Below are 26,964 nucleotides of genomic sequence, written 5' to 3' on the forward strand. Positions count from 1 at the left end.
GCGTGCCTCACGATGGGGGCAACGGTCCGGATCGGCATTCGATCCTGAATCGCCGTTCGGCCCCGAACCGGCATGCGACGACAGGAGGTTCGTCATGGCAGCTCGTCCCCACCGGGGCAGCTCCGCTGCGTACGGTCCCCCGAGCGATGTCCACCCCGTCCTGCGCAGAGCGACCGCACCACGCGCCGCCCTCGATCTGCTCGCCCAGGCCCAGCAGGGCCTCGACGAAGCGCGGCATCTCGAAACCCCCAACGAGCGGTTCGCCACGGCGCATCTGGCCGCGCTGCGCACCGCCGCCGCGGTCCTGGCCGTGCGCGGCCGGCCGGAGGCCACCGCGCGCGGCCGGCAGCGTATCCGCAGTGCATGGGAGGTCCTCCCCGAGGTCGCTCCCGAACTCGCCGAGTGGAGCGCCCTGTTCGCCGCCGGCGCCGGGCGTCGCGCCAGGGCCGAGGCCGGCATAGCCGGCGCGGCCGGCCGCCGCGATGCCGACGATCTCCTCCGTGACGCCGCGCTGTTCCTGCGCCTGGCGGAGCGCATGCTGCTCCTCCAGCCGTCCCTGCCGCCTCAGCGGGCGGGGTGAGCGGGATGAGCGGGTTGAGCGGCGTGACCGGAAGCACGGAGCGGGGGTCCCGCGGGGAGAAGGGGAAGGAAAGGGGAAGAGTGCCCGGCCATGCGCCTCCCGTTCCCTCGGACGGTTCCCCGGACCGCTCCGCGATCGGCGGATGGCGCGGGACGGAATAGGGTGGTGGGCAACTGGATGTTCATGCCCCCGCGAGGAGCCACCCGCCGTGTCTGACCTGCTGCGCCCGCGCGCATCCCTTCGTACCGCCGTGGTCTGGGAGGTCCTCAAGGACGCCCTGGAGCGCCGGGGCAAGGCGGCCGGGCGCGACGCCCTGGACGTCCTCGACACCGGCGGCGGCACCGGCAACTTCGCCGTGCCGGTCGCCCGCCTCGGACACCGCGTCACCGTTGTCGACCCCAGCCCCAACGCGCTCTTCGCCCTGGAGCGCCGCGCCGCCGAGGCCGGCGTCGCCGACCGGGTACGCGGCGTCCAGGGCGACGCCCGCGGCCTCTTCGACGTCGTCGAGCGCGGCGGCTACGACACCGTGCTCTGCCACGGCGTGCTGGAGTACGTCGACGACCCGGCCGAGGGGGTCCGTAACGCCGTCGACGCCCTGCGCCCGGCCGGCACCCTCAGCCTGCTCGCCGCGGGCCTGGGCGGCGCGGTGCTGGCCCGTGCCCTCGCCGGCCACTTCACCGAGGCCCGCCGGGCCCTCACCGACCCCGCCGGACGCTGGGGCGAGGGTGACCCGATGCCTCGCCGGTTCACCGCCGACCAGCTCACCGACCTGGTCTCCGCCACCGGCCTGCAGGTCGGCTCGGTGCACGGCGTACGGATCTTCGCCGACCTGGTTCCCGGCGTGCTGGTCGACACCGAGCCGGGTGCCGTGGACGCGCTGCTGAAGCTGGAGGCGGCCGCCGCCGAGCAGCCCGCGTTCCACTCCGTGGCCACTCAGCTGCACGTGCTCGCCGAGCGCGACTGACCACGCGGCACCCCGGTCCCCGCGCCGGTCCCCGCGTGCGGTCGGCCCCAGGCCACCCGATCAGCCGATTCTCCCCGTATGATCGGGGTACGACGTCCCGGCATGACGGACCGGCGGGTGGGGAATGCAGGCACCATCACCACCGGCCGGCGCGGCGGCCTGGACAGTGGATTGGCGTCGAGGGGCGGGTTTCACGGGGGCGATTCGCTGCTTATCCTGAAAGGGTCGCATCCCGGTCGTCCCCCGCGACCGACGAGTAGGAGGACTCCGTGCCGCTCTCGGAGCACGAGCAGCGCATGCTCGAGCAGATGGAGCGAGCGCTGTACGCCGAAGATCCCAAGTTCGCGACAGCGCTTGAGGGAAGCGGGCTGCGTACGTACACCCGGCGACGGGTCTACCAAGCGGTCGCGGGCTTCCTGGTGGGTATCGCCCTGCTCATGGCCGGAATGGTCGCGCAGCAGATCTGGATCAGCGTGGTGGGCTTCCTCGTCATGCTCGGCTGTGCCGTGCTGGCCGTCACCGGCTGGCGCAAGGCCCCCAAGCCCGGTGAGCAGCGAGCCGGTGAGCAGCGCGGTGGCGCGGGGCCAGGCGGTGGCGCAGGCGTGCAGGCACGTCAGCCCAAGCAACGCCGCTCGATGATGAACCGTATCGAGGACCGCTGGCAGCGCCGCCGGGACGAGCAGCAGGGCCACTGAGCCCGGACACACGTCCCCCTCTCGGTTCCTGGCCGTTTCCAGCCGCTTCCAGCCGTTCCTGGGCGTCCTCTCCGCCCTTGTCCGTCGTCCTCGCGCACCACTCTCGTTGTCCGTTGTCGTCGCCCTGCCTCGCTACCCGGCTGCTCGGCTGCCGGGCAGCTTGCGTCCCGGCGTCTTCGGAATTGCCTTGATTCCTGCGTGCTGCGGCCGCCCGATCCTGTCGGGCGGCCGCAGCACATCACAGGCGGGACCGGGGTGGCGGTACCGATACTCCACCGATACTCCTGTGGCCCGGTGTTCGCCGGTGCTATGCCCGGAGGGCCGAGGTGGCGCGGCGTATCGCGGTGGCGGGGCGGCTTGTGCGGCAGCGGAGCAGCAGGGATGTCCAGCGGGCGGAGCAGGACCGGCGGAGGCGGGCGGCGGAGCGCGGGGCGAGTGTGGCGCGCAGGCGCAGGGAACGGGGCGCGCCGGAGCGCAAGCCGACCCGCACCTGGCGGACGTCCTGGGCGAGGCCCGGCACCGGCCGGGGCCGGGGGGCGTACAGGACCTGCTCGACCGCCGCCGCAAGGCGGTGTGCCGCGGCGGCGGGACCGGGTTGCAGTTGGCCGATGCGAATGATCCGCTCGGCGGCCCCGCGCGGGGTCAGCGACTCGTCCGGCGCGATGCCGAAGTCCCACGCGGTGTCGAGCAGCTCCTGCCAGACGGCGAGAGTGCCCGTCGTGGTGTCGCCGCCCGGTCCGCCGCCCGCCAGCCGCCGGGAGCGCAGGCGCAGCCGCCACAGCGGCGGGACCGCGGGCAGCAGCAGGAGCAGCAGCGCGGCCGATGCGAGGGCGGCCACCACCCAGGGGGACAGGCCGCCGTCCGTGGGCGGAGCGGCGGACTCCGCGGGCAGTGCTGCGCACGTCGTCGACGTGCCGGAGCGCTGCTCACCGGGGCCGCAGGAGGGAGCCGCCGACGGGCTGTCCTCGGGGGGCTCGGCCCGGGAGGGGGCGGGCGCCGGGCGGCTGGGATCGGTCGTGCCCGAGGTGTCGGGGTAGGCGTAGTCCGGGACACTGCCCCGGCTCGGGGTGGGCTCGAAACGCGTCCAGCCGACGCCCTGGAAGTACAGCTCGGGCCACGCATGCGCGTCCCTGAGGCCGACCGACGTCGTGCCGTCGGGCTGCCTGGTGCCCGGGGTGAAGCCGACCGCGACCCGGGCGGGTATCCCCAGAGTCCGGGCCATCGCCGCCATCGAGAACGAGAAGTGGACGCAGAAACCCTCCCTGTCCCGGAGGAACCGGGTGATGGCCTCGGCACCGCTGCCGGCCTCGACCTCGGTGTCGTAGCGGAACCCGCCGTCGAGCGCGAACCAGTCCTGGAGCTTGACGGCCTTGGCGTACGCGGTCCGCGCGCCCCGGGTCACCTCGCGGGCGGTGGTCCGTACGACCGCGGGCAGCGAATCCGGGACCTTGGTGTATTCGCGCAGCAGGTCCTCGGGCGGTGCCGGGGCACCGGCCAGCTGCCGGGCGGTGGGCCGCACCTGCAGGCTCTCGACCTGGTATTGCAGTCCACGGGTGTTCTGCCCCCGGTCGCCGACGAGCGTGCGGCCCTGGGGTTCGTAGCGCCAGCGGCCGGAGATGTCCACCCGGGACGCCGGGTAGGGGAGCGGCAGCCAGTTCTGCGCGTACCACGGTGCGGTGGAGAGGGAGGTGGTGATCCGGTCGCGGTCGACCGCGGAGCTCAGACCGGCCGGCTCCGGGAGCTGCTCGGGGACGTCGGTGACCGTGCGCTCGGACGGTTTCCACGCCACGCCGTCGAACTGGTCGAGGGCGACTATCCGCAGGTACAGGTCGCGGGTGTCGGCGGCCGTGGTGCGGTAGTTGAGGACCTGCCGGTCCTCGGGCTGGTTGAGGCTGTCCTGCAGCGACACCAGCGGGTTGACCGCGGAGATCGTGCCGCCCCCGCCTCCCGGGCCGCGGCCGCCGCCGGGGCCCCCGATCAGCCCGCCGCCCAGGGAGGGCAGCAGGGCGGGCACCGCCACCGCGATGCCGAGTACCAGGGCGCCGATCCGGCGGCCCGTACGTACCGGGGCGAGCGCCGGCCCGGCGGCCCCGGCGGCGAAACCCGGCCCGCCTCCCGGCCGGTCGGCGCCGCCGAACACCCGGCCCCACTGGGAGAGCCGGTCCCGGCCCTCGGCCAGCAGGAGCAGCAGGTAGCCGGCCGCCGCGACCAGGAACCACAGCCAGCCCGCGCCGCCCCGGGAGAGCCCCGCCGCCACCGAGTACAGCGCGAGCAGTGGCAGCCCGGCGGGCGCGGCGCTGCGGTACGTGACCGCCAGCGCGTCCACGATCAGGCCGATGACCAGGACGCCCGCCACCAGCAGCAGCCGGATACCGGGGGTGAGCGGGGCGGGGATGGCATAGCGGCCGACGTCCCGGACGCCGTTCTGCAGCAGCCGGCCGAACTCCGCCATCGCGTCCGGGCCCGGGACCAGGCCGAGGATCGCCTCGGCCGGGGTGAAGAGCACGGTCACCAGCAGGAGGGCGACCAGGACCTGGGCGGCGATGGTGAGCGGCGCGGAGAGCGGGGCCCGGCGGGCCAGTGCGCCCACGCCGGTGACGACCGCCAGCAGCGCCGCCGCCTGGAAGATCCAGGTGATCGGGTTCACCAGCGGCAGCAGCGCACTGGCGGCACACAGAGTGGCCGCCATCGCACACAGCGCCAGCCGCGCCCGGCCACTCATAGTGCACCCTTGCTTGGCTTGGAGCCGTGCCCGTACGCAGCGTGCCCGTACGCCGCATCCCCGTACCCCGCGTGCCCGTACGCCGCGTCTCCGTACGTCCCGTGGACGCCCGTCGCGTCCACGTTTCCGCCCACGTTTCCGCCCACGTTTCCGCCTACGTTCCCATCCACGCTCCCGTTCCCGCTCCTCTTCATGGCCGCCTCCAGGCCATCCGCCGCGGGGCGGTTCCCGGGCCGCCGGTCGGGTCCGTCGCCTCCGCCGGGCCCGTCGCCCGGGCGGTCCGCCGCCGTCCGCCACAGGTCGGCGAGGGCATCGCCGGGCCGGACCGGCAGGGCCGTCCAGCCGGCCCTGCGCAGCAGCCGCAGCCGCTCCGCCACCGGGACCTGCCCGGCGGAGAACCTGATGCCGCCGGGGCCCCGGCTCCAGGCGTCGCCGTCCAGGACGAAGGCGATCGCCGCGCCACTGCCGCGGCGCATCCGGCCGGCGACCGCGGCCTGCTCCTCGTCCAGATCGCCGAAGAAGGCCACCAGCAGCCCTTCGCCGCCGCGCAGCACGTCGTGCGCGGCCGAGAGCCCGTCCTCCGCCGAGTGCTCCACGACAGCGAGGGTGTCCAGCACCAGGCCCACGGCATCGGCGGACGTCGTGCCGCTCGCGAAGCCACCGGTGACGTCCGGGCCCGGCACGGTGTCGCCGGTGTCGGTCAGCAGACGTACCGACACGCCGCGCTCCAGCAGGTGCACCACGGTCGAGGCGGCGGCCGACACCGCCCATTCGAAGGCCGCGTCGGGGCCGCTCCCGGGGTGGGCGGTGTCGCGGGTGTCGAGCAGGACCGTGCAGCGGGCCTGCTGCGGCTGCTCCTCGCGGCGGACCATCAGCTCTCCGTGGCGCGCCGTGGACCGCCAGTGGATCCGGCGCAGATCGTCGCCGTGCCGGTAGCCGCGCGGGATGACATCGTCGTCGCCGGCCAGTGCCGGCGAGTGCCGCCGCCCTTCGCCGTACGCCGTGGCCTCGCCCCCCGGCCGGACCGCCGGCAGTGGCTCGACCCGGGGCACCACCGTCAGGGTGTCGAAGGCGCTGAAGGAACGGGTCAGCCGGCACATGCCGAACGGGTCGGACAGCCGCAGCTGCAGCGGACCCAGCGGATAGCGGCCGCGCAGGTCGGAGCGGACGCGGTAGGAGACCTCGCGGTGGCCGCCGGCCTCGACGCGGTCCAGGACGAAGCGCGGCCGGGGCCCGAGGACGTACGGCACCCGGTCCTGGAGCATCAGCACGCCCGTGGGCAGCCGGGAGATGTTCTCCACCCGCAGCCGGACCCGGGACTCGGCGCCCACGGGCACCCGGGCGGGGGAGAGCGTACGGCTGCCCGCGACGCGGTAGCGGGTGCGGTGCAGGACCAGGACGCACACCAGCGGCAGCGCGGCGAGCAGCAGCCCGACCCGCAGCAGATCCGGCTGCCCGAGGAGGTACGAGCACGCCGCGGCGGCCGTCCCGGCCGCCAGGAACGACCTGCCCCGTGTCGTCAGCCCCCCGAGGGCCGTCCGCAGCCCGCCCCGCTCCGGTGTGCCCTCGTCCGCCCCGCTCCCCCCGCCGGTCATCACAGCTCCCGGACGCCGGGCGGCCGGCCGGCTGTCCGCCACGACTGCGCGGACGGGTCGGGGACCGGGACGCGCCGCAGGATCTCCAGCACGATCTGCTCGGCCGTACGGCGGTTCAACTGGGCCTGGGAGGTGGGCAGCAGACGGTGCGCCAGCACGGCCACCGCCAGCGCCTGCAGATCGTCCGGCAGGGCGTACTCCCGCCCCTGGAGCGCGGCGCACGCCTTGGCGGCGCGCAGCAGATGCAGGGTCGCCCGTGGTGAGGCGCCCAGCCGCAGCTCGGGGTGGCCGCGGGTGGCCGCCACCAGATCGACGGCGTAGCGGCGCACCGCTTCGGCGACATGGACCTCGCGCACCACGTCGATCAGCTTCACGATCTCGTGGGCGTGCGCCACCGGCCGGAGGCCGTCGAGGGGCGAGGCGCCGCCGTGCACGTCCAGCATCCGCAGCTCGGCCGACGGGCTGGGGTAGCCGATCGACACCCGCGCCATGAAGCGGTCCCGCTGCGCCTCGGGGAGCGGATAGGTGCCCTCCATCTCGACTGGGTTCTGGGTGGCGACGACCATGAAGGGGCTGGGCAGTTCGTAGGTCTGCCCGTCCATCGTGACCTGGCGCTCCTCCATGGACTCCAGGAGCGCCGACTGGGTCTTGGGCGAGGCGCGGTTGATCTCGTCGCCGATGACGATCTGGGAGAAGATCGCGCCGGGCTTGAACTCGAAGTCCCGCCGCTGCTGGTCGAAGACGCTGACGCCGGTGATGTCGGAGGGCAGCAGGTCGGGCGTGAACTGGATGCGCCGCACCGAGCAGTCGACGGAGCGGGCCAGCGCCTTGGCGAGCATGGTCTTGCCGACGCCGGGCACGTCCTCTATGAGCAGATGGCCCTCCGCCAGCAGGACGGTCAGCGCGAGCCGGACGACCTCCGGCTTGCCCTCGATCACGCTCTCCACCGACCGGTGCACTCGCTCCGCGGTGGTGATCAGATCGCCCCCCGCGCCGGCTCCGTCCCCCATGCCCGGCTCCTCCCCCATGCCCGGCTCGGCTCGGGCGGGGTTGCCCCCATGAGCCGGGGGACCCCCAAGGCTGGCTCGTTCGTCATACGTCGTCACTCGGCCCTCCTCGGCCCCGTGCTGGGGGCCGACGCCCCCCATGGCGGACCCGGCCCCTCCCCGAATGCGCGCCGCGTCCGGCCACGGCCGGGACGGCGTCACCTACGCATTCTTGCTGCCCGCGCGGCCTCGCGTCATAGCCTGTGGATAACTCGCCATGTTATGCGCCGATCTCCCCGGCGACCTCGGCGAACCCGGCGTTGCGGGCCGGCCCGTCACGCTCGCCGGGCCGGCCCCTGTGGGTCAGGGCCGCGGATCGATCTCCCGCAGCAGACCGCTGTGCACGTCGAACACAAAGCCGCGGACGTCGTCGGTGTGAGGGAGGAAGGGCGAGGTGCGCACCCGCTGCATGGACTGCCGGACGTCCTCGTCGAGGTCCTTGAACGCCTCGACGGCCCAGGTGGGGCGCTGGCCCACCTCGGCCGCGAGCTCGTGCCGGAAGTCCTCGGTGAGGTCGAGCAGACCGCAGCCGGTGTGGTGGATGAGGACGACCGAGCGGGTGCCGAGCGCCCGCTGGCTGATCGTCAGGGAACGGATGATGTCGTCGGTGACCACACCCCCGGCATTGCGGATGGTGTGGCAGTCGCCGAGCTCGAGACCGAGGGCGGCGTGCAGGTCGAGGCGGGCGTCCATGCAGGCCACGACGGCGACCTTGAGGACGGGACGGGCGTCCATTCCGGGGTCCTCGAAGGCGGCGGCGTAGTGCCGGTTCGCCTCGACGAGGTTGTCGGTGACGGCGGTGCCGGTACGGTCACCGGCACCGGCGGCGGCGCTGTCGGCGGACGGCGGGAGCGGCTGCGACGCTGGTATGGGCATGTGTTCACGGTAATCGTCCTGGCCGGTTTCAGCCGGGTACGACGCCGGACATCGGGGGCGGGACGGGGGCGCGAGGACGCTCGTTGTGAGGTAATCCACAGGGCCGTGCGGGTCCCGCCGTCCGGGCGCCGTCCGGGTGAGAAGCCCGTCGGAAGGCCCGTGGAAAAGCCGCCCGGGGACGCGCGCGACCGGTTGATTGACCGCGACAGCCGGTCGACTAAAGTGGCGCGAAGTGGGAGGCGTGACGCTCTCCTTGGATACCGAATTCCTCGCGTGCGCGAAGTGCACGTACGGCTCGGCCTCCTCCCGCTCCCTTGGGTCTCCGACGTCACTTCCCCGTCGCCGGAGGGCCACTTCCCCTTCAGAGCGGGCGGGGACCAAGCGGTACGTGCGGCGTCTCCCAGCCGGCGGCCGGGGACCCGCCTGCCGCCCACCATCGGAAGGCGCATGAGCAGCAACACTCGCCACGTACCCGTCATGCTCCAGCGGTGTCTGGACATGCTCGCCCCCGCGCTCTCCGAGCCCGGTGCGGTCGTCGTCGACTGCACGCTCGGCCTCGGGGGGCACAGCGAGGCGCTGCTCGCCGCGTTCCCGTCGGTCCGGCTGGTCGCACTCGACCGCGACCCGGCCGCCCTGAAGCTCGCGGGCGAGCGGCTCGCCCCCTACGGCGACCGCGCCACCTTGGTGCACGCCGTCTACGACGAGCTTCCCGACGTCCTCGCCCGGCTGGGGATCCCGCACGTCCAGGGTGTGCTGTTCGACCTCGGGGTCTCCTCCATGCAGCTGGACGAGGCCGACCGCGGCTTCGCGTACGCCCAGGACGCCCCGCTGGACATGCGGATGGACCAGACGACCGGTGTCAGCGCCGCCGAGGTACTCAACACCTACCCGCCCGGTGAGCTGGTGCGGATCCTGCGCTCCTACGGGGAGGAGAAGCAGGCCAAGCGGATCGTCGCGGCCATCGTCCGGGAGCGCGCCAAGGAGCCGTTCACGAACAGCGCGCGCCTCGTCGAGCTGATCCGGGACGCGCTTCCGCAGGCCGCCAAGCGCACCGGCGGCAACCCCGCCAAGCGCACGTTCCAGGCGCTGCGCATCGAGGTCAACGGGGAGCTGGCGTGCGTGGAGCGCGCCATTCCGGCCGCCGTCGACGCCCTGGCGGTGGGCGGCCGGATCGCCGTGCTCGCGTACCACTCGCTGGAGGACCGCCTGGTCAAGCAGGTCTTCGCGGCCGGTGCGAGCAGCACGGCGCCGCCCGGGCTGCCGGTCGTGCCCGAGCGCTACCAGCCCCGCCTGAGGCTGCTGACCCGCGGCGCCGAGCTTCCCACGGAGGAGGAGATCGCCGAGAACCGCCGGGCCGCCCCCGCCCGGCTGCGCGGCGCGGAGCGCATCCGCGAGAACGTCCAGGACACCGCGTGAGAGGCCAGGGGCGGCCGCGAGGCAGGCAGAAACGGCTCTCCGGGCTGTTCCCCTCCTCGGCTGCCCCCGGCACCGCGGCGCGCACCCCCTTCGTACTGCTCGTCGTGGTGCTGCTCGGCTCCGGCCTGATCACGCTGCTGCTGCTCAACTCCGCCCTCAACCAGGGCTCGTTCGAACTGAGCGAGCTGGAGCGGAGGACCGCCGAGCTGCGGGACGAACAGCAGGCGCTGCAACAGGAGGTGGACGCCTCCTCCGCCCCGGGTGCGCTGGAGCGGCGCGCCCGCGAGCTGGGGATGGTCCCCGGTGGCGCCCCGGTGTTCCTGCTCCCCGACGGGCGGGTGCTCGGCAAGCCGGGGGTGGCCACCTCCCAGGGGGCACGGCTGAGCACCCCCGCCAAGCGGGGCGCGCCCGCCCGCCCGGCGCCCGCCCCCTCCCCGACGACCTCCAGCAGGTGACCGCGGCATGACCGAGCCCAGGGATCCCCGCCGGGTACCGCGTCCCGCCCAGCGCGGCGCCCGCGCCCCGCAGCGCACCGGCCGCCCGGCCGCCGCCAAGCGGCCCGCGCCGAAGCGGGGCACCGCCCGGCCCGCCGCCCGCCGCCCCGCCCAGGGCCAGGGCCGCCCCCGCTCCGGTACCCCGCCGCTCCGGCTCGCCAGCCCACGCCCCCGGCTGCGGCTGGTCGCCCTCGGGCTGACGGTGGTGATGCTCGCCTTCGTCGTGCGGCTCTTCCAGGTGCAGGCCGTGGACGCCGGGGCGTACGCCGCCAAGGCCAACGAGAACCGCTACGTCCCGGTCAAGCTGGCCGCCGAGCGCGGTGCGATCACCGACCGCCACGGCGTGAACCTCGCCACCACCGTCGACGCGTACGACATCACCGCCGACCCGAGCCTGCTGGCGCCCGACAAGATCAAGACCGGTGACGCCCCGCGGCGGGCCGCCGAGCTGCTGGCGCCCATCCTCCACGTGGACCGGGTCACCCTCGCCAAGAAGCTCGACCGGCCCACGTCGCGCTACGTCCTGCTCGCCCGGCAGCAGAGCCCGCAGGTGTGGAAGCGGATCAAAGACCTCCGCAAGACCCTCGACGCCAAGGCGGCCGCCGCGCCCAGGAACGCGCCCCGCCCCAACGTCCTGGTCGGGATCTTCGCCGACAAACACAGCAAGCGCCTCTACCCCGGCAAGACCCTCGCCTCCGGCGTCCTCGGCTTCGTCAACGGCGAGGGCAAGGGGCTCGGCGGTCTGGAGGGGAAGCTCGACGCGCGGCTGGCCGGCGAGGACGGCAAGCTCGTCTACGCCCAGTCCGGCGGCCGGCGGGTCCCCACCGCCGACACCCAGGTGCACCCCGCGGTCCCCGGTACGGACGTCGAGCTGACCCTCGACCGCGACATCCAGTGGGCGGCCCAGAAGGCCATCAGCCGGCAGGTCGCCGCGTCAGGGGCCGACCGCGGTTATGTCGTCGTCCAGGACACCCGCAGCGGGGAGATCCTGGCGCTGGCCAACTCCCCGGCGTTCGACCCCAACGACATCTCCCGGGCCGACCCGGAGTCGCTGGGCAACCCCGCGCTGTCCGACGCGTTCGAGCCCGGGTCCACCAGCAAGCTGATGTCCATGGCCGCGGTCCTCGAGGAGGGCGTCGCCACCCCGCTCACCCGGGTCACCGTGCCCAACCGGCTGCACCGCGGCGACCGGCTCTTCGCCGACGACGTGGACCACCCCACCTGGCACCTCACCCTCAACGGCGTGCTCGCCAAGTCCAGCAACATCGGCACGATCCTCGCCACCGGCCAGCTCGGCCGCAGCCAGGCCGAGTCCAACCAGATCCTCTACTCCTACCTGCGCAAATTCGGCATCGGAAAGCCGACCGGGCTGGGCTTCCCGGGCGAGACCGCCGGCATCCTGGCCCAGCCGGGCAGGTGGAACACCTCGCAGCAGTACACCATCCCGTTCGGCCAGGGGCTGTCCCTGAACGCCGTGCAGGCCGCCTCCGTCTACTCCACGATCGCCAACGGCGGCGAGCGCATCGCCCCCACCCTGGTCCGCGGCTCCACCGGGCCCGACGGCCACTACACACCGGCGCCCCGCCCCGACCGGAACCGCGTGGTCAGCCAGGAGACCGCGCGCACGCTGGCCACCATGCTGGAGTCGGTGGTGGACGACGAGGAGGGCACCGGCACGAAGGCGAAGATCGACGGCTACCGGGTCGGCGGCAAGACCGGCACCTCCAACCGGGTGGACCCCAGGACCGGCCGCTACCACGGCTACACCGCCTCCTTCGCCGGGTTCGCACCCGCCGACAAGCCCCGGATCACGGTCTACTGTGCCGTCCAGAACCCCACCAGGGGCAGCTACTTCGGCGGCCAGGTCTGCGGCCCGATCTACCAGCAGGTCATGGCGTTCGCGCTGAAAACCCTCCAGGTACCGCCGACCGGCGCCAAGCCCCCGCGGCTGCCGGTCACCTTCACGCCAGGCCAATGAAATCGAGGCAATTCCGCCGTGACGACCATCACTCCCGACGGCCCCCCGGAACCGCTCGACCGCACCTCCAACCGGCCCTCACTTCGCCCCGGGACCGACCGGCCCGGTACGCTCACCGCCGTGTCACGCTCTGATCAGTCCCCGAAAACCCAGCCCGCTGAGCGAGGTGGCCCCGGCACATACCCCGGAGCGCCGCGCCCCGAGCAGGTCCGCCCCACCCCCCTGGCGGACCTCGCCGAGCAGCTGGGGATCCCGGCCCCCGCGGCACCCCGTGCGGAGGTCTCCGTCACCGGCATCACCCACGACTCCCGGGCGGTCCGCCCCGGTGACGTCTACGCCGCGCTGCCCGGAGCCCGTCTGCACGGCGCCGACTTCGTCGCCCAGGCCGCCGACCTCGGCGCCGCGGCGGTCCTGACCGACCCGGCGGGCGCCGAGCGCGCCGCCGCGACCGGACTGCCGGTCCTGGCCGTCGAGAACCCGCGGGCACGGATGGGCGCCCTGGCCGTCTCGATCTACGGCACCCCGGGTGAGGACCTGCTCCAGATCGGCATCACCGGCACATCCGGCAAGACCACCACCGCGTACCTCATCGAGGGAGGGCTGCGGGCCGCGGCGGCGCAGCGGCCCGAGGGGGGACTCACCGGCCTGATCGGCACCGTCGAGACGCGGATCGGCGACGAGCGCATCAAGTCCGAGCGGACCACCCCCGAGGCCACCGACCTGCAGGCGCTCTTCGCGGTGATGCGCGAGCGCGGCGTCCGTGCCCTGGCCATGGAGGTCTCCAGCCACGCCCTGGTGCTGGGCCGGGTCGACGGCTGCGTCTTCGACGTGGCGATCTTCAACAACCTCAGCCCGGAACACATGGAGTTCCACTCCGGCATGGAGGACTACTTCCAGGCCAAGGCCCAGCTGTTCACCAAGGCCCGCAGCCGGGCCGGAGTGGTGAACCTCGACGACGAGTACGGAAAGCGGCTGGCCGCGGGCGAGTCCGAGGTCCCGGTCACCACCTTCTCCGCCGAGGGCCACCCGGACGCCGACTGGCGCGCCGCCGACGTCGAGGTCGGCGCGCTCGGCTCGACCTTCACCGTGCACGGCCCGGAGGGGCGGACGCTGCGCGCCGCGTCCCCGATCGCCGGCCCGTTCAACGTCGCCAACGCGCTCGCCGCGATCGTCTCGCTGGTCGTCGCCGGCGTCGACCCGCAGACCGCCGCCGACGGTGTGGCCGCGGTGCCCGGCGTGCCCGGCCGGCTGGAGCGCGTCGACGCCGGCCAGCCCTACCTGGCGGTGGTCGACTACGCCCACAAGACCGACGCCGTCGAATCGGTCCTGCGCGCCCTGCGCAAGGTCACCGACGGCAAGCTGCACGCCGTGCTCGGCTGCGGCGGCGACCGCGACCCGCACAAGCGCGCCCCCATGGGCGCCGCGGTCGCGCGCCTCGCCGACACGGCCATCCTGACCTCCGACAACCCGCGCAACGAGGACCCGCTCGCGATCCTCGCCACGATGCTGGCGGGCGCCGCGGAGGTGCCGGTCCACGAACGCGGCACGGTGCTGGTCGAGGAGGAGCGGGCCGCCGCCATCGCCGCGGCCGTCGCCCGCGCCGAGCCCGGCGACACCGTGATCGTCGCGGGCAAGGGCCATGAGCAGGGCCAGGACATCGCCGGAGTGGTCCGCCCCTTCGACGACCGCCAGGTGCTGCGCGACGCCATCGAGGACTCGCTGCGGTCGCCGCGGCCGCAGTCGTCGCACGCGTCACCGCAGCCGAACCACCAGGGATGACACACCGCCATGCGCGCACAATCCTTCCGCCCGCCCATCGCCCACCGCCCTCCGGTGGAAGCCCTTCGGGCCCCTCGTCCCCTCCCCGGGGGTGAGCTGTGATCTCCCTTTCCCTCGCCGAGATCGCGAGCATCGTCGGCGGGCAGCAGCACGACATACCGGACCCCGGCCGCCAGGTCACCGGTCCGGTCGTCACGGACTCCCGGGCGGTACGCCCCGGCGGCCTGTTCGTGGCCTTCGCCGGGGAACGCGCCGACGGCCATGACTTCGCGCCGGGTGCCGTCGAGGCGGGCGCCGTGGCCGTACTGGCCGCCCGCCCCGTCGGCGTCCCCGCGATCGTGGTCGACGACGTCACCGCCGCGCTCGGCGCACTCGCCCGCGCCGTCGTCGGGCGGCTGGGCACCACCGTCGTCGGCCTGACCGGCTCGGCCGGGAAGACCAGCACCAAGGACCTGATCGCGCAGCTGCTGCAGCGGCACGGCCCGACCGTCTGGCCGGAGGGCAACCTCAACAACGAGATCGGGCTGCCGCTGACCGCGCTGCGGGCCGACGGGGCCACCCGGCACCTGGTGCTGGAGATGGGCGCCCGCGGTGTCGGCCACATCCGCTACCTCGCCGAGCTGACCCCACCGCGGATCGGCGTGGTGCTCAACGTCGGTTCCGCGCACGTCGGCGAGTTCGGCGGCCGTGAGCGGATTGCCGAGGCAAAGGGCGAACTCGTCGAGTCGCTGCCCCCGGCCGAGGACGGGGGAGTGGCCGTACTCAACGCCGACGACCCGTACGTCCGCGCCATGGCCGCGCGGACGAAGGCCCGCACGGTCCTGTTCGGCGAGGCCGCGGACGCCGCCGTACGCGCCGGGAATGTCCGGCTCACCGAGCGCGGACAGCCCGCCTTCACGCTTCACACACCCTCCGGGTGCGGTGATGTGACCATGCGGCTGTACGGTGAGCACCACGTGTCGAACGCGCTCGCCGCGGCCGCCGTCGCCCATGAGCTGGGCATGCCCGTGGACGAGATCGCCACCGCGCTCTCCGAAGCCGGCACGCTCTCCCGCTGGCGGATGGAGGTCACCGAGCGCGCGGACGGTGTGACGGTCGTCAACGACGCCTACAACGCGAACCCCGAGTCCATGCGAGCGGCGCTGCGCGCGCTGGTCGCCATGGGCGCCGCCGGCAAGGCGGGGGGCGGCCGTACGTGGGCGGTGCTCGGTGAGATGGCCGAGCTCGGCGAGGAGTCACTTGCCGAACACGACGCGGTCGGACGGCTGGTCGTCCGGCTCAACGTCAGCAAGCTCGTGGCGGTCGGCGGCAGGGAAGCGGCCTGGCTCGACATGGGCGCCAAGAACGAGGGTTCGTGGGGTGAGGAGTCGGTGCACGTGTCCGACACGCGGGCGGCGGTCGACCTGTTGCGCAGCGAGCTGCGGCCAGGAGACGTCGTGCTGGTGAAGGCGTCCAGGTCGGTGGGGCTGGAGCGGGTCGCCGCGGCATTGCTGGACGACGGGGGCCCGATGGGCGCTGAGGGCGGAGCCGCGTCCCGATGAACTCGATGAAGCAGATCCTCTTCTCCGGAATGATCGGGCTCTTCCTGACCCTGATCGGCACCCCGCTGCTGATCAAGCTGCTGGCCAAGAAGGGGTACGGGCAGTTCATCCGCGATGACGGCCCGCGGACCCACGGCAGCAAGAAGGGCACGCCCACCATGGGCGGTATCTCCTTCATCCTGGCCACGATCATCGCGTACGCCCTGACGAAGGTGATCACCTCCAGCGATCCGACCTTCTCCGGTGTGCTGGTGCTCTTCCTCTTCGCGGGGATGGGCCTGGTCGGTTTCCTCGACGACTACATCAAGATCGTCAAGCAGCGGTCGCTGGGCCTGCGGGCCAAGGCGAAGATGGCCGGTCAGCTGATCGTCGGTATCGCCTTCGCGGTGCTCTCGCTGCAGTTCGCCGACACCCGCGGACAGACCCCGGCCTCGGACCGGCTGTCCTTCACCCAGGACTTCGGCTGGCAGATCGGCCCGGTGATCTTCGTGATCTGGGCGCTGTTCATGATCCTGGCGATGTCCAACGGCGTGAACCTCACCGACGGCCTCGACGGCCTGGCCACCGGCGCCTCGGTGATGGTCTTCGGTGCGTACACGTTCATCGGCATCTGGCAGTACCAGGAGTCCTGCGCCAACGTGCCCACCGCGGGCCCGGGCTGTTACGAGGTCCGTGACCCGCTCGACCTCGCGGTGGTCGCCTCCGCCCTGATGGGCGCCTGCTTCGGCTTCCTGTGGTGGAACACCTCGCCCGCCAAGATCTTCATGGGCGACACCGGCTCGCTGGCCCTCGGCGGCGCGCTGGCGGGTCTGGCGATCTGCTCCCGTACGGAGCTGCTGCTGGCCGTCCTCGGCGGTCTCTTCGTCCTGATCACGATGTCCGTGGTCATCCAGGTCGGATCCTTCCGGCTCACCGGTAAGCGGGTCTTCCGGATGGCGCCGCTCCAGCACCACTTCGAACTCAAGGGGTGGTCGGAAGTCCTTGTGGTGGTCCGGTTCTGGATCATCCAGGGCATGTGCGTCATCGTGGGACTCGGCATCTTCTACGGCGGCTGGCAGGCGGCGAAGTGACCACGTACGACCCGATCCGGACCCCCGCGGAGTTCGCCGGCCGGCGGATCACCGTCGCCGGCCTGGGCGTGAGCGGTGTGCCCGCCGCCCGCGCCCTGGCCGGCCTCGGCGCCCGTGTCACCGTCGTCAACAGCGGCGACGGTGAGCGCGAGCGCGCCCAGGCCGCCGAGCTGGAGGCGCTCGGGGTGACCGTCCGCCTCGGCAACGGAACTGCATCTGACAGCGGCTCCGCCGCGGGGCTGCCCGAGGGCACGGAGCTGGTCGTCACCACCCCCGGGTGGAAGCCCACCAGCCCGCTGTTCCTCGCCGCCGAGCAGGCCGGCGTTCCGGTGTGGGGCGATGTGGAGCTGGCCTGGCGGCTGCGCGGACCCGGCGCGGCCCCCTGGCTGGCGGTCACCGGCACCAACGGCAAGACCACCACCGTCCGGATGCTGGCGTCGATCCTGGAAGCGGCCGGTCTGCGCACCGCCGCGGTCGGCAACATCGGCGTCCCGCTGGTCGACGTCGTGCTCTCCGACGAGCCGTACGACGTGCTCGCCGTCGAGCTCTCCAGCTACCAGCTGCACTGGGCGCCGTCGGTCCGCGCGCACTCCGCGGCGGTCCTCAACCTCGCCCCCGACCACCTCGACTGGCACGGCTCGATGGCGGCGTACGCCGCCGACAAGGGCCGGATCTACGAGGGCAACACCGTCGCCTGCGTCTACAACGTCGCCGACCCGGCGACCGAGGACCTGGTCCGGGAGGCCGACGTCGAGGAGGGCTGCCGGGCCATCGGCTTCACCCTCGGCACGCCGGGCCCCTCCCAGCTGGGCGTCGTGGACGGCATCCTCGTCGACCGCGCCTTCGTCGAGAACCGGCACCAGCAGGCGCAGGAGCTGGCCGAGGTCGCGGACCTCGCGCCCCCGTCGGGCACGGCGGCACCGCACAACATCGCCAACGCCCTCGCGGCGGCGGCGCTGGCCCGGGCCTTCGGGGTGCCGGCGAGCGCGGTACGCGACGGACTGCGCGCCTTCCGCCCGGACGCGCACCGCATCCAGCACATCGCGGAGGTCGGCGGCGTCACGTACATCGACGACTCCAAGGCCACCAACACGCACGCCGCCGAGGCGTCGCTGGCGGCGTACGAGCGCATCGTGTGGATCGCCGGCGGGCTCGCCAAGGGCGCGACCTTCGACGACCTGGTGCGCGGGGCGGCGGACCGGCTGCGCGGAGTGGTGCTGATCGGCGCCGATCGGGCGCTGATTCGCGAAGCCCTGGCGCGACACGCCCCCGATGTGCCGGTGGCCGACCTCGACCGGACCGACACTGGGGCGATGTCTCAGGCGGTACGGGAAGCGACCCGCCTGGCCGAGCCCGGGGACACCGTGCTGCTGGCTCCGGCCTGTGCCTCGATGGACATGTTCGTCAATTACAACAAGCGGGGCGACGCCTTCGCCGCCGCGGTCACTGCCCTGACCGCACAGGATCACTAGCCGGTTTCTCCCCGCTGCCGCCGTGACCCGACGGCGCGGATCCCTGGAGGGACGAGGATGACGGCCCGATCGGCGAAGACGGGGCGGGCGGGCGGGAACCAGTCAGCGCGGGCGGGCGGGGGGAAGACCTCCAGAGCCGGCCGGGCTCCGGCCCGTCCGCCGCGCCGGACCGCCGGCGCCCGCCCGCCGCGCGGCGGCCCCCGGAGGCTGCACACCCGGCTGCGGCGGGCCTGGGACCGTCCGCTGACCGCGTACTACCTCATCCTCGGCGGCAGTCTGCTGATCACGGTCCTGGGACTGGTGATGGTCTACTCGGCGTCCCAGATCAAGGCGCTGCAGTCCGGTCTCGCCCCGACGTACTTCTTCCGCAAGCAGCTGATCGCCGCCGTGCTCGGGGGCGTGCTGCTGCTGTTCGCCGCGCGGGGGTCGGTACGGGTGCACCGTACGCTGGCCTATCCGCTGCTGGCGGTCACGGTGTTCCTGATGGTCCTGGTGCAGATCCCGGACGTCGGGGTCACGGTCAACGGCAACCGGAACTGGCTCAGCATCGGCGGGCCTTTCCAGATGCAACCGAGCGAGTTCGGCAAGCTCGCGCTGGTCCTGTGGGCCGCCGACCTGCTGGCCCGCAAGCACGACAAGAAGCTGCTGGGGCAGTGGAAGCACCTGCTGGTGCCGCTGGTCCCGGTGGCCTTCCTGCTGCTCGGGCTGATCATGCTCGGCGGTGACATGGGCACCGCGATCATCCTCGCGGCGATCCTCTTCGGGCTGCTGTGGCTGGCCGGTGCGCCGACCCGGCTGTTCGTGGGGGTGCTGGGCTCGGCCGCGGTGATCGGCGCGCTGCTGATCGCGACCAGCGCCAACCGGATGTCCCGGCTGGCCTGTATCGGCGCGACCGATCCGGGGCCCGGTGACCAGTGCTGGCAGGCCGTGCACGGGATCTACGCCCTGGCCTCAGGCGGATTCTTCGGTTCCGGTCTCGGCGCGAGTATGGAAAAATGGGGTGAACTCCCTGAACCGCACACCGACTTCATCTTCGCCATCACCGGGGAGGAACTGGGGCTGGCGGGGACGCTGTCGGTGCTCGCCCTCTTCGCGGCTCTAGGCTATGCGGGTATCCGCGTGGCCGGACGCACGGAGGACCTCTTCGTACGGTACGCCGCGGGCGGCGTGACCACCTGGATCACGGCCCAGGCCGTGATCAATATCGGTGCGGTGCTCGGCCTGTTGCCGATCGCCGGTGTCCCGCTCCCGCTGTTCTCCTACGGAGGCTCCGCCCTGCTGCCGACGATGTTCGCCGTCGGGCTGCTGATCGCCTTCGCGCGTGACGAGCCCGCCGCACGGGCGGCGTTGGCCATGCGGCAGCCGGTCTTCGGCAGAAAACCGGCTGGGGTGAGATGGAAGACGATGAGACGGCGCGTCAAGAAGCGGCCGTCCGGAGAGCGGTGAATTTCGGTGCATGTCGTACTCGCCGGTGGGGGGACCGCCGGCCACATCGAGCCCGCGCTCGCCCTCGCGGACGCCCTGCGGAGGCAGGACCCCACCGTGGGGATCACGGCACTCGGCACGGAGCGGGGCCTGGAGACCCGGCTCGTCCCGGAGCGCGGCTATGAGCTCGGTCTCATCCCGGCCGTACCGCTGCCGCGCAAGCCCACGCCCGAACTGATCACCGTCCCCGGGCGGCTGCGCGGCACCATCAAGGCCGCCGAGCAGATCCTGGAGCGCACCAAGGCGGACTGCGTGGTCGGCTTCGGCGGCTACGTGGCGCTGCCCGGATACCTGGCCGCCAAGCGGCTCGGCGTGCCGATCGTCGTCCACGAGGCCAACGCCCGCCCCGGCCTGGCCAACAAGATCGGCTCGCGGTACGCCAAGTTCGTCGCCGTCAGCACGCCGGACAGCAAGCTGCGCGGCGCCCGGTACGTCGGCATCCCGCTGCGCCGCACCATCGCCACCCTCGACCGGGCCGCGGTCCGCCCCGAGGCGCGCGCCGCGTTCGGCCTCGACCCCAACCTGCCGACGCTCCTGGTGTCCGGCGGTTCCCAGGGCGCCCGCCGGCTGAACGAGGTCATCCAGGCCACCGTTCCGGCGCTGCAGCGGGCCGGGATCCAGGTGCTGCACGCGGTCGGCCCGAAGAACGAACTGCCGCATGTGGACAACATGCCCGGCATGCCCCCCTATGTCCCGGTACCGTACGTGGACCGGATGGATCTCGCCTACGCCGCGGCCGACATGATGCTCTGCCGCGCGGGCGCGATGACCGTCGCCGAGCTGTCCGCCGTCGGGCTGCCCGCCGCCTTCGTCCCGCTGCCCATCGGCAACGGCGAACAGCGGCTGAACGCCCAGCCGCTGGTCAACGCCGGCGGAGGCCTGCTGGTCGACGACGCCCAGCTGACCCCGGACTGGGTGCAGAGCAGCGTGCTCCCCGTCCTGTCGGATCCGCACCGGCTGTACGAGATGTCCCGCGCGGCCTCGGAGTTCGGCCGCCGGGACGCCGACGAGCTGCTGGTCGGCATGGTGTACGAGGCGATCGAGCAGCACCGCAAGTAGCGCGCGAGAGAGGGCAGGGAGCGTGGCCGGACCGACGACCGCCCGGCGCGGCGAGAAGAAGTCACGGCCCGGCCCGCCCTCCGCCGGGGCGCCCACCGGACGAAGACTCCGGTGGGCGCGCGTCCGGTTCCGCGCGCCGGGCCGTCGTGGTCTGATCATCATCACGGTCCTCGCGGTGCTGCTGGGCGGGTTCGGGGCCTGGGCCCTGTACGCCTCGGACTGGTTCCGGGTGGCGCGCGTCGAGGCCACCGGCACCGATGTGCTGACCCCGCGTGAGGTCGTGGCCGCCGCGGACGCCCCGATGGACACACCGCTCATTTCGGTGAATACGGATGCGATGGCGCGCCGGGTGACGTCCCGGCTGCCACGGGTCAAGAGCGTTGACGTCGAACGGTCCTGGCCGGACACGATCGGTCTGAAGGTGACCGAGAGAACGCCGGAACTCGTGATGCGCGAGGACGGAAAGTTCGTCGAAGTGGACATCGAGGGCGTCCGGTTCGCCACCGTGGCCACCGCGCCCCAGGGCGTTCCGCTGCTGGAACTGGCCGTTTCGGACTTCCCCGGTCCGCGCCGGTTCGGAAACGACCGTTTGCGGCGCGCCGGGGCCGAGGCCGCCCGGGATCTGTCCGCGGCCGTGCACCGGGACGTCCGCACGGTCCGGGTACGGTCGTACGACTCGATCACCCTTGAGCTGACCGGCGGGCGCAGGGTCGCCTGGGGCAGCAGCGAACAGGGCGCCGAGAAGGCGAAGGTGCTCACCGCGCTGCTGAAAGCGGCACGTGACGCGCGCCACTTCGATGTCTCCGTCCCCAGCGCCCCGGCGGCGTCGCGGAGTTGACGTACCGAGTCGCAGGCCAGCACCCTGGATGGCTACGACTATGGGTGATCACATAGGGTGAAAAGAAAAACGGGAGGTTCGGCGTGTTCGTTGAACGCGCGCGCCTTGTCGACTTAGTGTCTCGTTCCAAAGGGACTATGGACCCCAGGACCACAGACACAGGTAACCCTAAACTTCAACGTTAGGGTTCGGGTCGGCGACACGGACCGTCCCATCGGCATCAGTCGGCGTCCACACGCAAGTGCGGCGACGACACGTAACTCGAGGCGAGAGGCCTTCGACGTGGCAGCACCGCAGAACTACCTCGCAGTCATCAAGGTCGTCGGCATCGGCGGCGGTGGCGTGAACGCCATCAACCGGATGATCGAGGTCGGGCTCAAGGGCGTCGAGTTCATCGCGATCAACACCGATGCGCAGGCGCTGCTGATGAGCGACGCCGACGTCAAGCTCGATGTCGGCCGCGAAATGACCCGCGGCCTCGGCGCCGGCGCCAACCCGGATGTGGGGCGCAAGGCGGCCGAGGACCACCGAGAGGAGATCGAGGAGGTCCTCAAGGGGGCCGACATGGTCTTCGTGACCGCGGGCGAGGGCGGCGGCACCGGCACCGGCGGCGCACCCGTCGTCGCCAACATCGCGCGCTCGCTGGGCGCCCTGACGATCGGTGTGGTCACCCGGCCGTTCACCTTCGAGGGCCGCCGTCGCGCCAATCAGGCCGAGGACGGCATCGCCCAGCTGCGCGAAGAGGTCGACACCCTCATCGTGATCCCCAACGACCGACTGCTGTCCATCTCGGACCGCCAGGTGAGCGTGCTCGACGCGTTCAAGTCCGCGGACCAGGTACTGCTGTCGGGTGTCCAGGGCATCACCGACCTGATCACCACCCCCGGCCTGATCAACCTCGACTTCGCGGACGTCAAGTCCGTGATGTCGGAGGCCGGCTCGGCCCTCATGGGCATCGGCTCGGCGCGCGGCGACGACCGCGCGGTGGCGGCCGCAGAGATGGCGATCTCCTCGCCGCTCCTGGAGGCGTCCATCGACGGCGCCCGCGGCGTGCTGCTCTCCATCTCCGGCGGCTCCGACCTCGGTCTCTTCGAGATCAACGAGGCCGCGCAGCTGGTCAGCGAGGCGGCGCACCCGGAAGCCAACATCATCTTCGGCGCGGTCATCGACGACGCGCTGGGCGACGAGGTCCGGGTCACGGTCATCGCCGCGGGCTTCGACGGTGGCCAGCCGCCGGCCCGCCGCGACGCGCAGGCCTCGCTCCCGAAGCGTGAGGAGCCCGCACCGGCCCCGGCCCGTCCGGCCGCCCCGCCGGAGCCGCGGACGTCCTCGTCCTTCGGCGGCCTGGGTTCGGTCCCGGTCCGGGACGCGGGGACCGCCCCCGCCGAGCGGGCGGGGGAGTCGGCCCCGGCCGAGTCCTCCTCGCTGGGCGAGGTACCGGCGCCCCCCGCGGCCGCCCCCCAGGTCCCCCAGGCCCGCCCGTACACCGACTCCGCCGAGGAACTGGACGTTCCCGACTTCCTGAAGTGACAAAAGCACCGAAGTGATAGGGCAACAGCACCACGAGAGCGGCGCGCACTTCGCCTTCACCGACAGGTGGGGCGGGGTGAGCGCCGCTCCGTATGAGCAGCTCAACCTGGGCGGCGCGGTCGGCGACGACCCGCGCGCCGTACGCACCAACCGGGCCCGCGCGGCCGGCGCCCTCGGCCTCGACCCGGCCGCGGTGGTCTGGATGAACCAGGTCCACGGCCGGGATGTGGCGGTGGTCGACGGACCGTGGCGGGAGGCGGACATCCCCTGTGTGGACGCGGTGGTGACGGCCCGCCGGGGCCTGGCACTGGCCGTGCTGACCGCCGACTGCACCCCGGTCCTGCTGGCCGACCCGGTCGCCGGGGTCGCGGGGGCGGCGCATGCCGGCCGGCCCGGCCTGGTCGCCGGGGTGGTGCCGGCGGTCGTCGAGGCGATGCGGAAGCTGGGCGCCGAGCCGTCCCGGATCCTGGCGTACACCGGACCCGCGATCTGCGGGCGCTGTTACGAGGTGCCGGAGGCGATGCGCGCCGACGTCAGCGCGGTGGTGCCCGAGGCGTACGCGACGACGAGCTGGGGCACCCCGGCGGTGGACGTCACCGCGGGGGTACGGGCCCAACTCGCCGCGGCGGGGATGGTGGTGCGTGAGGATTCCCACATCTGTACCCGGGAATCCGCCGACCACTTCTCCTACCGGCGCGACCGTACGACCGGACGGCTCGCGAGCTATGTGTGGCTGGGAGAGACGGAACGGTGACGGACGACGACCGCAGAACGCAGCTGGCGGACAATCTGGCGCGGGTGGAGGATCGTATCTCCGCGGCCTGCGCCAAGGCCGGGCGGCCGCGTGACGACGTGGAACTGATCGTGGTCACCAAGACCTACCCCGCGAGCGATGTCCGGCTGCTCGCGGAACTGGGGGTGCGCCAGGTCGCGGAGAACCGCGATCAGGAAGCGGCACCCAAGGCCGCCGATTGCGCTGATCTGCCCCTTACTTGGCACTTCGTTGGACAACTGCAGACCAACAAGGTGCGGTCCGTGGCCGGTTATGCCGGGATTGTTCAATCGGTCGACCGGGCCAGACTCGTCACCGCGCTCTCCAGGGAGGCGGTGCGCGCCGGGCGCGAGCTGGGGTGCCTGATCCAGGTGGCACTTGACGCGGAGTCGGGCCGGCAGGGGGCGCGCGGCGGGGTGGCTCCCGACGGTGTCGAGGCGCTCGCCGAGGCGGTCGCGGCGGCCCAAGGGCTGCGTCTGGACGGTGTGATGACGGTCGCGCCGCTGGCCGGGCCGTATGCCGGACGCCAACTCGCCGCTTTCGAACGACTCATGGAAATCTCAACCGACCTGCGCGCCACCCATCCTGCTGCCACCATGGTGTCCGCAGGGATGAGCGCGGACCTCGAGGACGCGGTGGCGGCCGGTGCGACACATGTGCGCGTCGGCACTGCGGTACTCGGAGTCCGACCACGGCTCGGGTAACGTCGCCAAGCAGGTCGGACCACAGCACAAAATATGGTCATTTCCGCAGAAAGCGGGGATGCCACGTGGATCCAAGGCCCCTGGTGACGGAGCCGATCCACCACAGAGCGGAGGACGCAGAGAATGGCCGGCGCGATGCGCAAGATGGCGGTCTACCTCGGCCTCGTGGAGGACGATGGGTACGACGGCCGGGGGTTCGACCCCGACGACGAGTTCGAGCCCGAGCTTGACCCGGAGCCCGATCGGGGACGGCGGCAGCAGCACCAAGTGCAGGCCGAAACACTCCCGGAACGGGACGAACCCGTCCGGGCGGTGACGCCCCCGGCGCCGCGCGAACCAGCCCCGCTCGCGTCAGAAAGCGGACGACCCGCCCGAATTGCCCCCGTGGCATCCATCACACCTGAACGCCCGAATCTGGAGAAGAACGCACCGGTGATCATGCCCAAGGTTGTGTCCGAGCGGGAGCCCTACCGCATCACCACGCTGCACCCGCGGACCTACAACGAAGCCCGTACCATCGGGGAACACTTCCGTGAGGGCACTCCGGTGATCATGAATCTCACGGAGATGGATGACACGGACGCGAAGCGACTTGTCGACTTTGCGGCCGGTTTGGTGTTTGGTCTTCACGGCAGCATTGAGCGGGTGACGCAGAAGGTGTTCCTGTTGTCGCCTGCTAACGTCGATGTCACGGCGGAGGACAAGGCCCGTATCGCAGAGGGCGGGTTCTTCAACCAGAGCTGAGACGCAACACCGGGCAACACCACGGCCGACAGGCCAACACAGCAGCAGGACAAAGGGGAGAGGGAAGCGCGAGATGAGTGTCGCTGGTCAGGTGATCTATATCGCGCTGTACTGCTTCCTGATCGTGTTGATCTTCCGGCTGGTGATGGACTACGTGTTCCAGTTCGCCCGTTCATGGCAACCCGGCAAGGCGATGGTGGTCATTCTTGAGGCCGCCTACACTGTCACTGATCCGCCACTCAAGCTTCTGCGGCGGGTAATTCCGCCGCTGCGTCTCGGGGGCGTGGCGCTCGACCTGTCCTTCTTCGTATTGATGATCATCGTATACATCCTGATCACCGTCGTGAGGTCGGTGTTGTTGGTGTGAACGATACGGTCTTGCCGATTGCCGACGACTACGTTGAGGTGAAGTAGAGATGCCGTTGACCCCCGAGGACGTGCGGAACAAGCAGTTCACAACCGTCCGCCTCCGAGAAGGCTATGACGAGGACGAGGTCGATGCCTTCCTAGATGAGGTCGAAGCCGAACTGACCCGGCTCCTGCGGGAGAACGAGGATCTGCGCGCCAAGCTGGCCGCCGCCACCCGTGCCGCGGCGCAGAACCAGCAGCAGGGCCTGCGCAAGGGACCGGACCAGCAGCAGGAGCAGCAGCAGCGTCCCGGGGCTCCGGTACCCGCCGCCATATCCGGTCCGCAGCCGGTCCCGCCGCAGCAGCAGGGGATGGGTGGCCCGCCCCAACTGCCCGGTGGTGCACCGCAGCTGCCTCCAGGTCCCGGTGGCCACGGCCCCGGTCCGCAGGGCCCGCACGGCCCCGGTCCGATGGGCCCCGGCGGTCCGATGGGCGGCCCGATGGGCCCCGGCGGACCGCAGCTCGGCGGCGGCCAGCAGGGCGGCCCCGGCGGTGACAGCGCGGCCCGCGTGCTGTCGCTGGCACAGCAGACCGCCGACCAGGCGATCGCGGAGGCCCGTTCCGAGGCCAACAAGATCGTCGGCGAGGCGCGCAGCCGTGCCGAGGGCCTGGAGCGGGACGCCCGCGCCAAGGCCGACGCGCTGGAGCGGGACGCGCAGGAGAAGCACCGCGTGGCGATGGGCTCGCTGGAGTCGGCCCGCGCGACGCTGGAGCGCAAGGTCGAGGACCTGCGCGGCTTCGAGCGCGAGTACCGTACGCGGCTGAAGTCCTACCTGGAGAGCCAGCTGCGCCAGCTGGAGAACCAGTCGGACGACTCGCTGGCTCCGCCGCGGACCCCGGCGACCGCCTCGCTGCCGCCGTCCCCGTCGATGGCGTCGGCCGGTGCCGGCACCATGGGCGGCAACCACACCATGGGCGGCGGCCAGTCGATGGGCGGCAACCACTCCATGGCCGGGCAGTCCAGCGGTGGTCCGTCCTACGGCGGTCAGCAGCAGATGTCGCCGGCGATGACCCAGCCGATGGCTCCGGTGCGGCCGCAGAGCCCGTCGCCGATGCAGACGCCGTCGCCGATGCGGGGATTCCTCATCGACGAGGACGACAACTGAGGTCCGCCTAGCGCGTACCGTCGGCAATCAGGGCCGGGCCCCGAGGAATTTCCTCGGGGCCCGGCCCTTTTGTGTCGTTGCGCGGGAAGC

At 72.5% G+C, this 26,964-nt stretch carries 23 protein-coding genes; 19 read left to right on the forward strand and 4 right to left on the reverse strand.

Going from position 1 to position 26,964, the window contains the following annotated elements; translation table 11 throughout:
• Positions 1–94 precede the first annotated feature (94 nt).
• The 3 genes from AZE13_RS17380 to AZE13_RS17390 all read left to right on the forward strand — a co-directional run bounded on the left by AZE13_RS17380 (position 95) and on the right by AZE13_RS17390 (position 2,239).
• Positions 95–580 (forward strand): SAV_6107 family HEPN domain-containing protein, encoded by a 486-nt coding sequence (locus AZE13_RS17380; RefSeq protein WP_066932109.1) that lies wholly within the window; start codon positions 95–97, stop codon positions 578–580.
• A gap of 208 nt (positions 581–788) precedes the next feature.
• Positions 789–1,544 carry a methyltransferase gene (locus tag AZE13_RS17385; RefSeq protein ID WP_066932111.1) on the forward strand — a complete coding sequence of 252 codons (756 nt, stop codon included), beginning with the start codon at positions 789–791 and terminating at the stop codon, positions 1,542–1,544.
• A 269-nt stretch (positions 1,545–1,813) separates the two neighbouring features.
• On the forward strand, positions 1,814–2,239 hold the full coding sequence (locus AZE13_RS17390) for a DUF3040 domain-containing protein (protein WP_066932113.1): 426 nt from the start codon (positions 1,814–1,816) through the stop codon (positions 2,237–2,239).
• A 307-nt stretch (positions 2,240–2,546) separates the two neighbouring features.
• Here AZE13_RS17390 and AZE13_RS17395 read toward each other — a convergent pair whose 3' ends face one another.
• The 4 genes from AZE13_RS17395 to AZE13_RS17410 form a co-directional block, all read right to left on the reverse strand.
• The gene (locus AZE13_RS17395; protein ID WP_066932115.1) at positions 2,547–4,961 is read right to left on the reverse strand and encodes a transglutaminaseTgpA domain-containing protein; all 2,415 of its coding nucleotides are present in this window, start codon (positions 4,959–4,961) and stop codon (positions 2,547–2,549) included.
• A complete protein-coding gene (locus tag AZE13_RS17400; protein WP_066932702.1) occupies positions 4,958–6,556 on the reverse strand; it encodes a DUF58 domain-containing protein in 1,599 nt (532 codons plus the stop codon). Before AZE13_RS17400 ends, AZE13_RS17395 begins: the two co-directional genes overlap by 4 nt.
• On the reverse strand, positions 6,556–7,566 hold the full coding sequence (locus AZE13_RS17405; RefSeq protein ID WP_066932117.1) for an AAA family ATPase: 1,011 nt from the start codon (positions 7,564–7,566) through the stop codon (positions 6,556–6,558). Before AZE13_RS17405 ends, AZE13_RS17400 begins: the two co-directional genes overlap by 1 nt.
• 339 nt (positions 7,567–7,905) lie before the next feature.
• Positions 7,906–8,478, reverse strand: coding sequence for a beta-class carbonic anhydrase (locus AZE13_RS17410; RefSeq protein WP_066932119.1), 573 nt, complete (start codon positions 8,476–8,478; stop codon positions 7,906–7,908).
• A 447-nt stretch (positions 8,479–8,925) separates the two neighbouring features.
• Here AZE13_RS17410 and rsmH point away from each other — a divergent pair, with 447 nt between their 5' ends.
• The 16 genes from rsmH to AZE13_RS17490 all read left to right on the forward strand — a co-directional run bounded on the left by rsmH (position 8,926) and on the right by AZE13_RS17490 (position 26,874).
• The gene (gene rsmH / locus AZE13_RS17415) at positions 8,926–9,894 is read left to right on the forward strand and encodes a 16S rRNA (cytosine(1402)-N(4))-methyltransferase RsmH (RefSeq protein WP_079124100.1); all 969 of its coding nucleotides are present in this window, start codon (positions 8,926–8,928) and stop codon (positions 9,892–9,894) included.
• Positions 9,891–10,349, forward strand: a complete 459-nt coding sequence (locus AZE13_RS17420) for a septum formation initiator family protein (protein ID WP_079124101.1) — start codon at positions 9,891–9,893, stop codon at positions 10,347–10,349. The genes rsmH and AZE13_RS17420 overlap by 4 nt, the downstream gene beginning before the upstream one ends.
• Positions 10,350–10,356: 7 nt before the next feature.
• The gene (locus tag AZE13_RS17425) at positions 10,357–12,366 is read left to right on the forward strand and encodes a peptidoglycan D,D-transpeptidase FtsI family protein (RefSeq protein WP_066932124.1); all 2,010 of its coding nucleotides are present in this window, start codon (positions 10,357–10,359) and stop codon (positions 12,364–12,366) included.
• Positions 12,367–12,384: 18 nt separating this feature from the next.
• Positions 12,385–14,145: a UDP-N-acetylmuramoyl-L-alanyl-D-glutamate--2,6-diaminopimelate ligase gene (locus tag AZE13_RS17430; protein ID WP_066932126.1), complete on the forward strand. Its 1,761-nt coding sequence runs from the start codon at positions 12,385–12,387 to the stop codon at positions 14,143–14,145.
• Positions 14,146–14,243: 98 nt separating this feature from the next.
• The gene (locus AZE13_RS17435) at positions 14,244–15,686 is read left to right on the forward strand and encodes a UDP-N-acetylmuramoyl-tripeptide--D-alanyl-D-alanine ligase (RefSeq protein WP_066932128.1); all 1,443 of its coding nucleotides are present in this window, start codon (positions 14,244–14,246) and stop codon (positions 15,684–15,686) included.
• 5 nt (positions 15,687–15,691) lie between these two features.
• Positions 15,692–16,756, forward strand: coding sequence for a phospho-N-acetylmuramoyl-pentapeptide-transferase (gene mraY / locus AZE13_RS17440; protein WP_066932705.1), 1,065 nt, complete (start codon positions 15,692–15,694; stop codon positions 16,754–16,756).
• On the forward strand, positions 16,753–18,228 hold the full coding sequence (gene murD, locus AZE13_RS17445; protein WP_066932129.1) for a UDP-N-acetylmuramoyl-L-alanine--D-glutamate ligase: 1,476 nt from the start codon (positions 16,753–16,755) through the stop codon (positions 18,226–18,228). The genes mraY and murD overlap by 4 nt, the downstream gene beginning before the upstream one ends.
• Positions 18,229–18,285: 57 nt before the next feature.
• Positions 18,286–19,674, forward strand: a complete 1,389-nt coding sequence (gene ftsW / locus AZE13_RS17450) for a putative lipid II flippase FtsW (protein ID WP_066932131.1) — start codon at positions 18,286–18,288, stop codon at positions 19,672–19,674.
• 6 nt (positions 19,675–19,680) lie between these two features.
• Entirely contained in the window at positions 19,681–20,772 is a 1,092-nt protein-coding gene (gene murG / locus AZE13_RS17455; RefSeq protein WP_066932133.1) for an undecaprenyldiphospho-muramoylpentapeptide beta-N-acetylglucosaminyltransferase, read from the forward strand.
• Positions 20,773–20,794: 22 nt separating this feature from the next.
• Positions 20,795–21,610, forward strand: coding sequence for a cell division protein FtsQ/DivIB (locus tag AZE13_RS17460; RefSeq protein ID WP_066932136.1), 816 nt, complete (start codon positions 20,795–20,797; stop codon positions 21,608–21,610).
• 282 nt (positions 21,611–21,892) lie between these two features.
• Entirely contained in the window at positions 21,893–23,140 is a 1,248-nt protein-coding gene (gene ftsZ / locus AZE13_RS17465) for a cell division protein FtsZ (protein ID WP_066932138.1), read from the forward strand.
• Between the two features lie 13 nt (positions 23,141–23,153).
• Positions 23,154–23,894 (forward strand): peptidoglycan editing factor PgeF, encoded by a 741-nt coding sequence (gene pgeF, locus AZE13_RS17470; protein ID WP_066932140.1) that lies wholly within the window; start codon positions 23,154–23,156, stop codon positions 23,892–23,894.
• Complete coding sequence (locus AZE13_RS17475; protein ID WP_066932141.1) at positions 23,891–24,616, forward strand: YggS family pyridoxal phosphate-dependent enzyme; 726 nt, start codon at positions 23,891–23,893, stop codon at positions 24,614–24,616. Before pgeF ends, AZE13_RS17475 begins: the two co-directional genes overlap by 4 nt.
• Before the next feature lie 123 nt (positions 24,617–24,739).
• Positions 24,740–25,360, forward strand: a complete 621-nt coding sequence (locus AZE13_RS17480) for a cell division protein SepF (protein ID WP_066932143.1) — start codon at positions 24,740–24,742, stop codon at positions 25,358–25,360.
• Positions 25,361–25,433: 73 nt separating this feature from the next.
• Complete coding sequence (locus AZE13_RS17485; protein WP_030415214.1) at positions 25,434–25,727, forward strand: YggT family protein; 294 nt, start codon at positions 25,434–25,436, stop codon at positions 25,725–25,727.
• A 49-nt stretch (positions 25,728–25,776) separates the two neighbouring features.
• Positions 25,777–26,874 carry a DivIVA domain-containing protein gene (locus AZE13_RS17490; protein ID WP_066932145.1) on the forward strand — a complete coding sequence of 366 codons (1,098 nt, stop codon included), beginning with the start codon at positions 25,777–25,779 and terminating at the stop codon, positions 26,872–26,874.
• Positions 26,875–26,964: the final 90 nt, after the last annotated feature.

This window comes from Streptomyces sp. NBRC 110611 (genome assembly GCF_001590865.1).
Classification (GTDB): domain Bacteria; phylum Actinomycetota; class Actinomycetes; order Streptomycetales; family Streptomycetaceae; genus Streptomyces.

Coding starts and splice junctions, on each gene's coding strand:
- ftsW (WP_066932131.1), top strand. CDS start 18,286: ATGACGGCCCGATCGGCGAAGACGGGGCGGGCGGGCGGGAACCAGTCA.
- AZE13_RS17485 (WP_030415214.1), top strand. CDS start 25,434: ATGAGTGTCGCTGGTCAGGTGATCTATATCGCGCTGTACTGCTTCCTG.
- AZE13_RS17405 (WP_066932117.1), bottom strand. CDS start 7,566: ATGGGGGACGGAGCCGGCGCGGGGGGCGATCTGATCACCACCGCGGAG.
- AZE13_RS17480 (WP_066932143.1), top strand. CDS start 24,740: ATGGCCGGCGCGATGCGCAAGATGGCGGTCTACCTCGGCCTCGTGGAG.
- AZE13_RS17425 (WP_066932124.1), top strand. CDS start 10,357: ATGACCGAGCCCAGGGATCCCCGCCGGGTACCGCGTCCCGCCCAGCGC.
- AZE13_RS17380 (WP_066932109.1), top strand. CDS start 95: ATGGCAGCTCGTCCCCACCGGGGCAGCTCCGCTGCGTACGGTCCCCCG.
- mraY (WP_066932705.1), top strand. CDS start 15,692: ATGAAGCAGATCCTCTTCTCCGGAATGATCGGGCTCTTCCTGACCCTG.
- AZE13_RS17410 (WP_066932119.1), bottom strand. CDS start 8,478: ATGCCCATACCAGCGTCGCAGCCGCTCCCGCCGTCCGCCGACAGCGCC.
- AZE13_RS17490 (WP_066932145.1), top strand. CDS start 25,777: ATGCCGTTGACCCCCGAGGACGTGCGGAACAAGCAGTTCACAACCGTC.
- AZE13_RS17395 (WP_066932115.1), bottom strand. CDS start 4,961: ATGAGTGGCCGGGCGCGGCTGGCGCTGTGTGCGATGGCGGCCACTCTG.
- rsmH (WP_079124100.1), top strand. CDS start 8,926: ATGAGCAGCAACACTCGCCACGTACCCGTCATGCTCCAGCGGTGTCTG.
- AZE13_RS17400 (WP_066932702.1), bottom strand. CDS start 6,556: ATGACCGGCGGGGGGAGCGGGGCGGACGAGGGCACACCGGAGCGGGGC.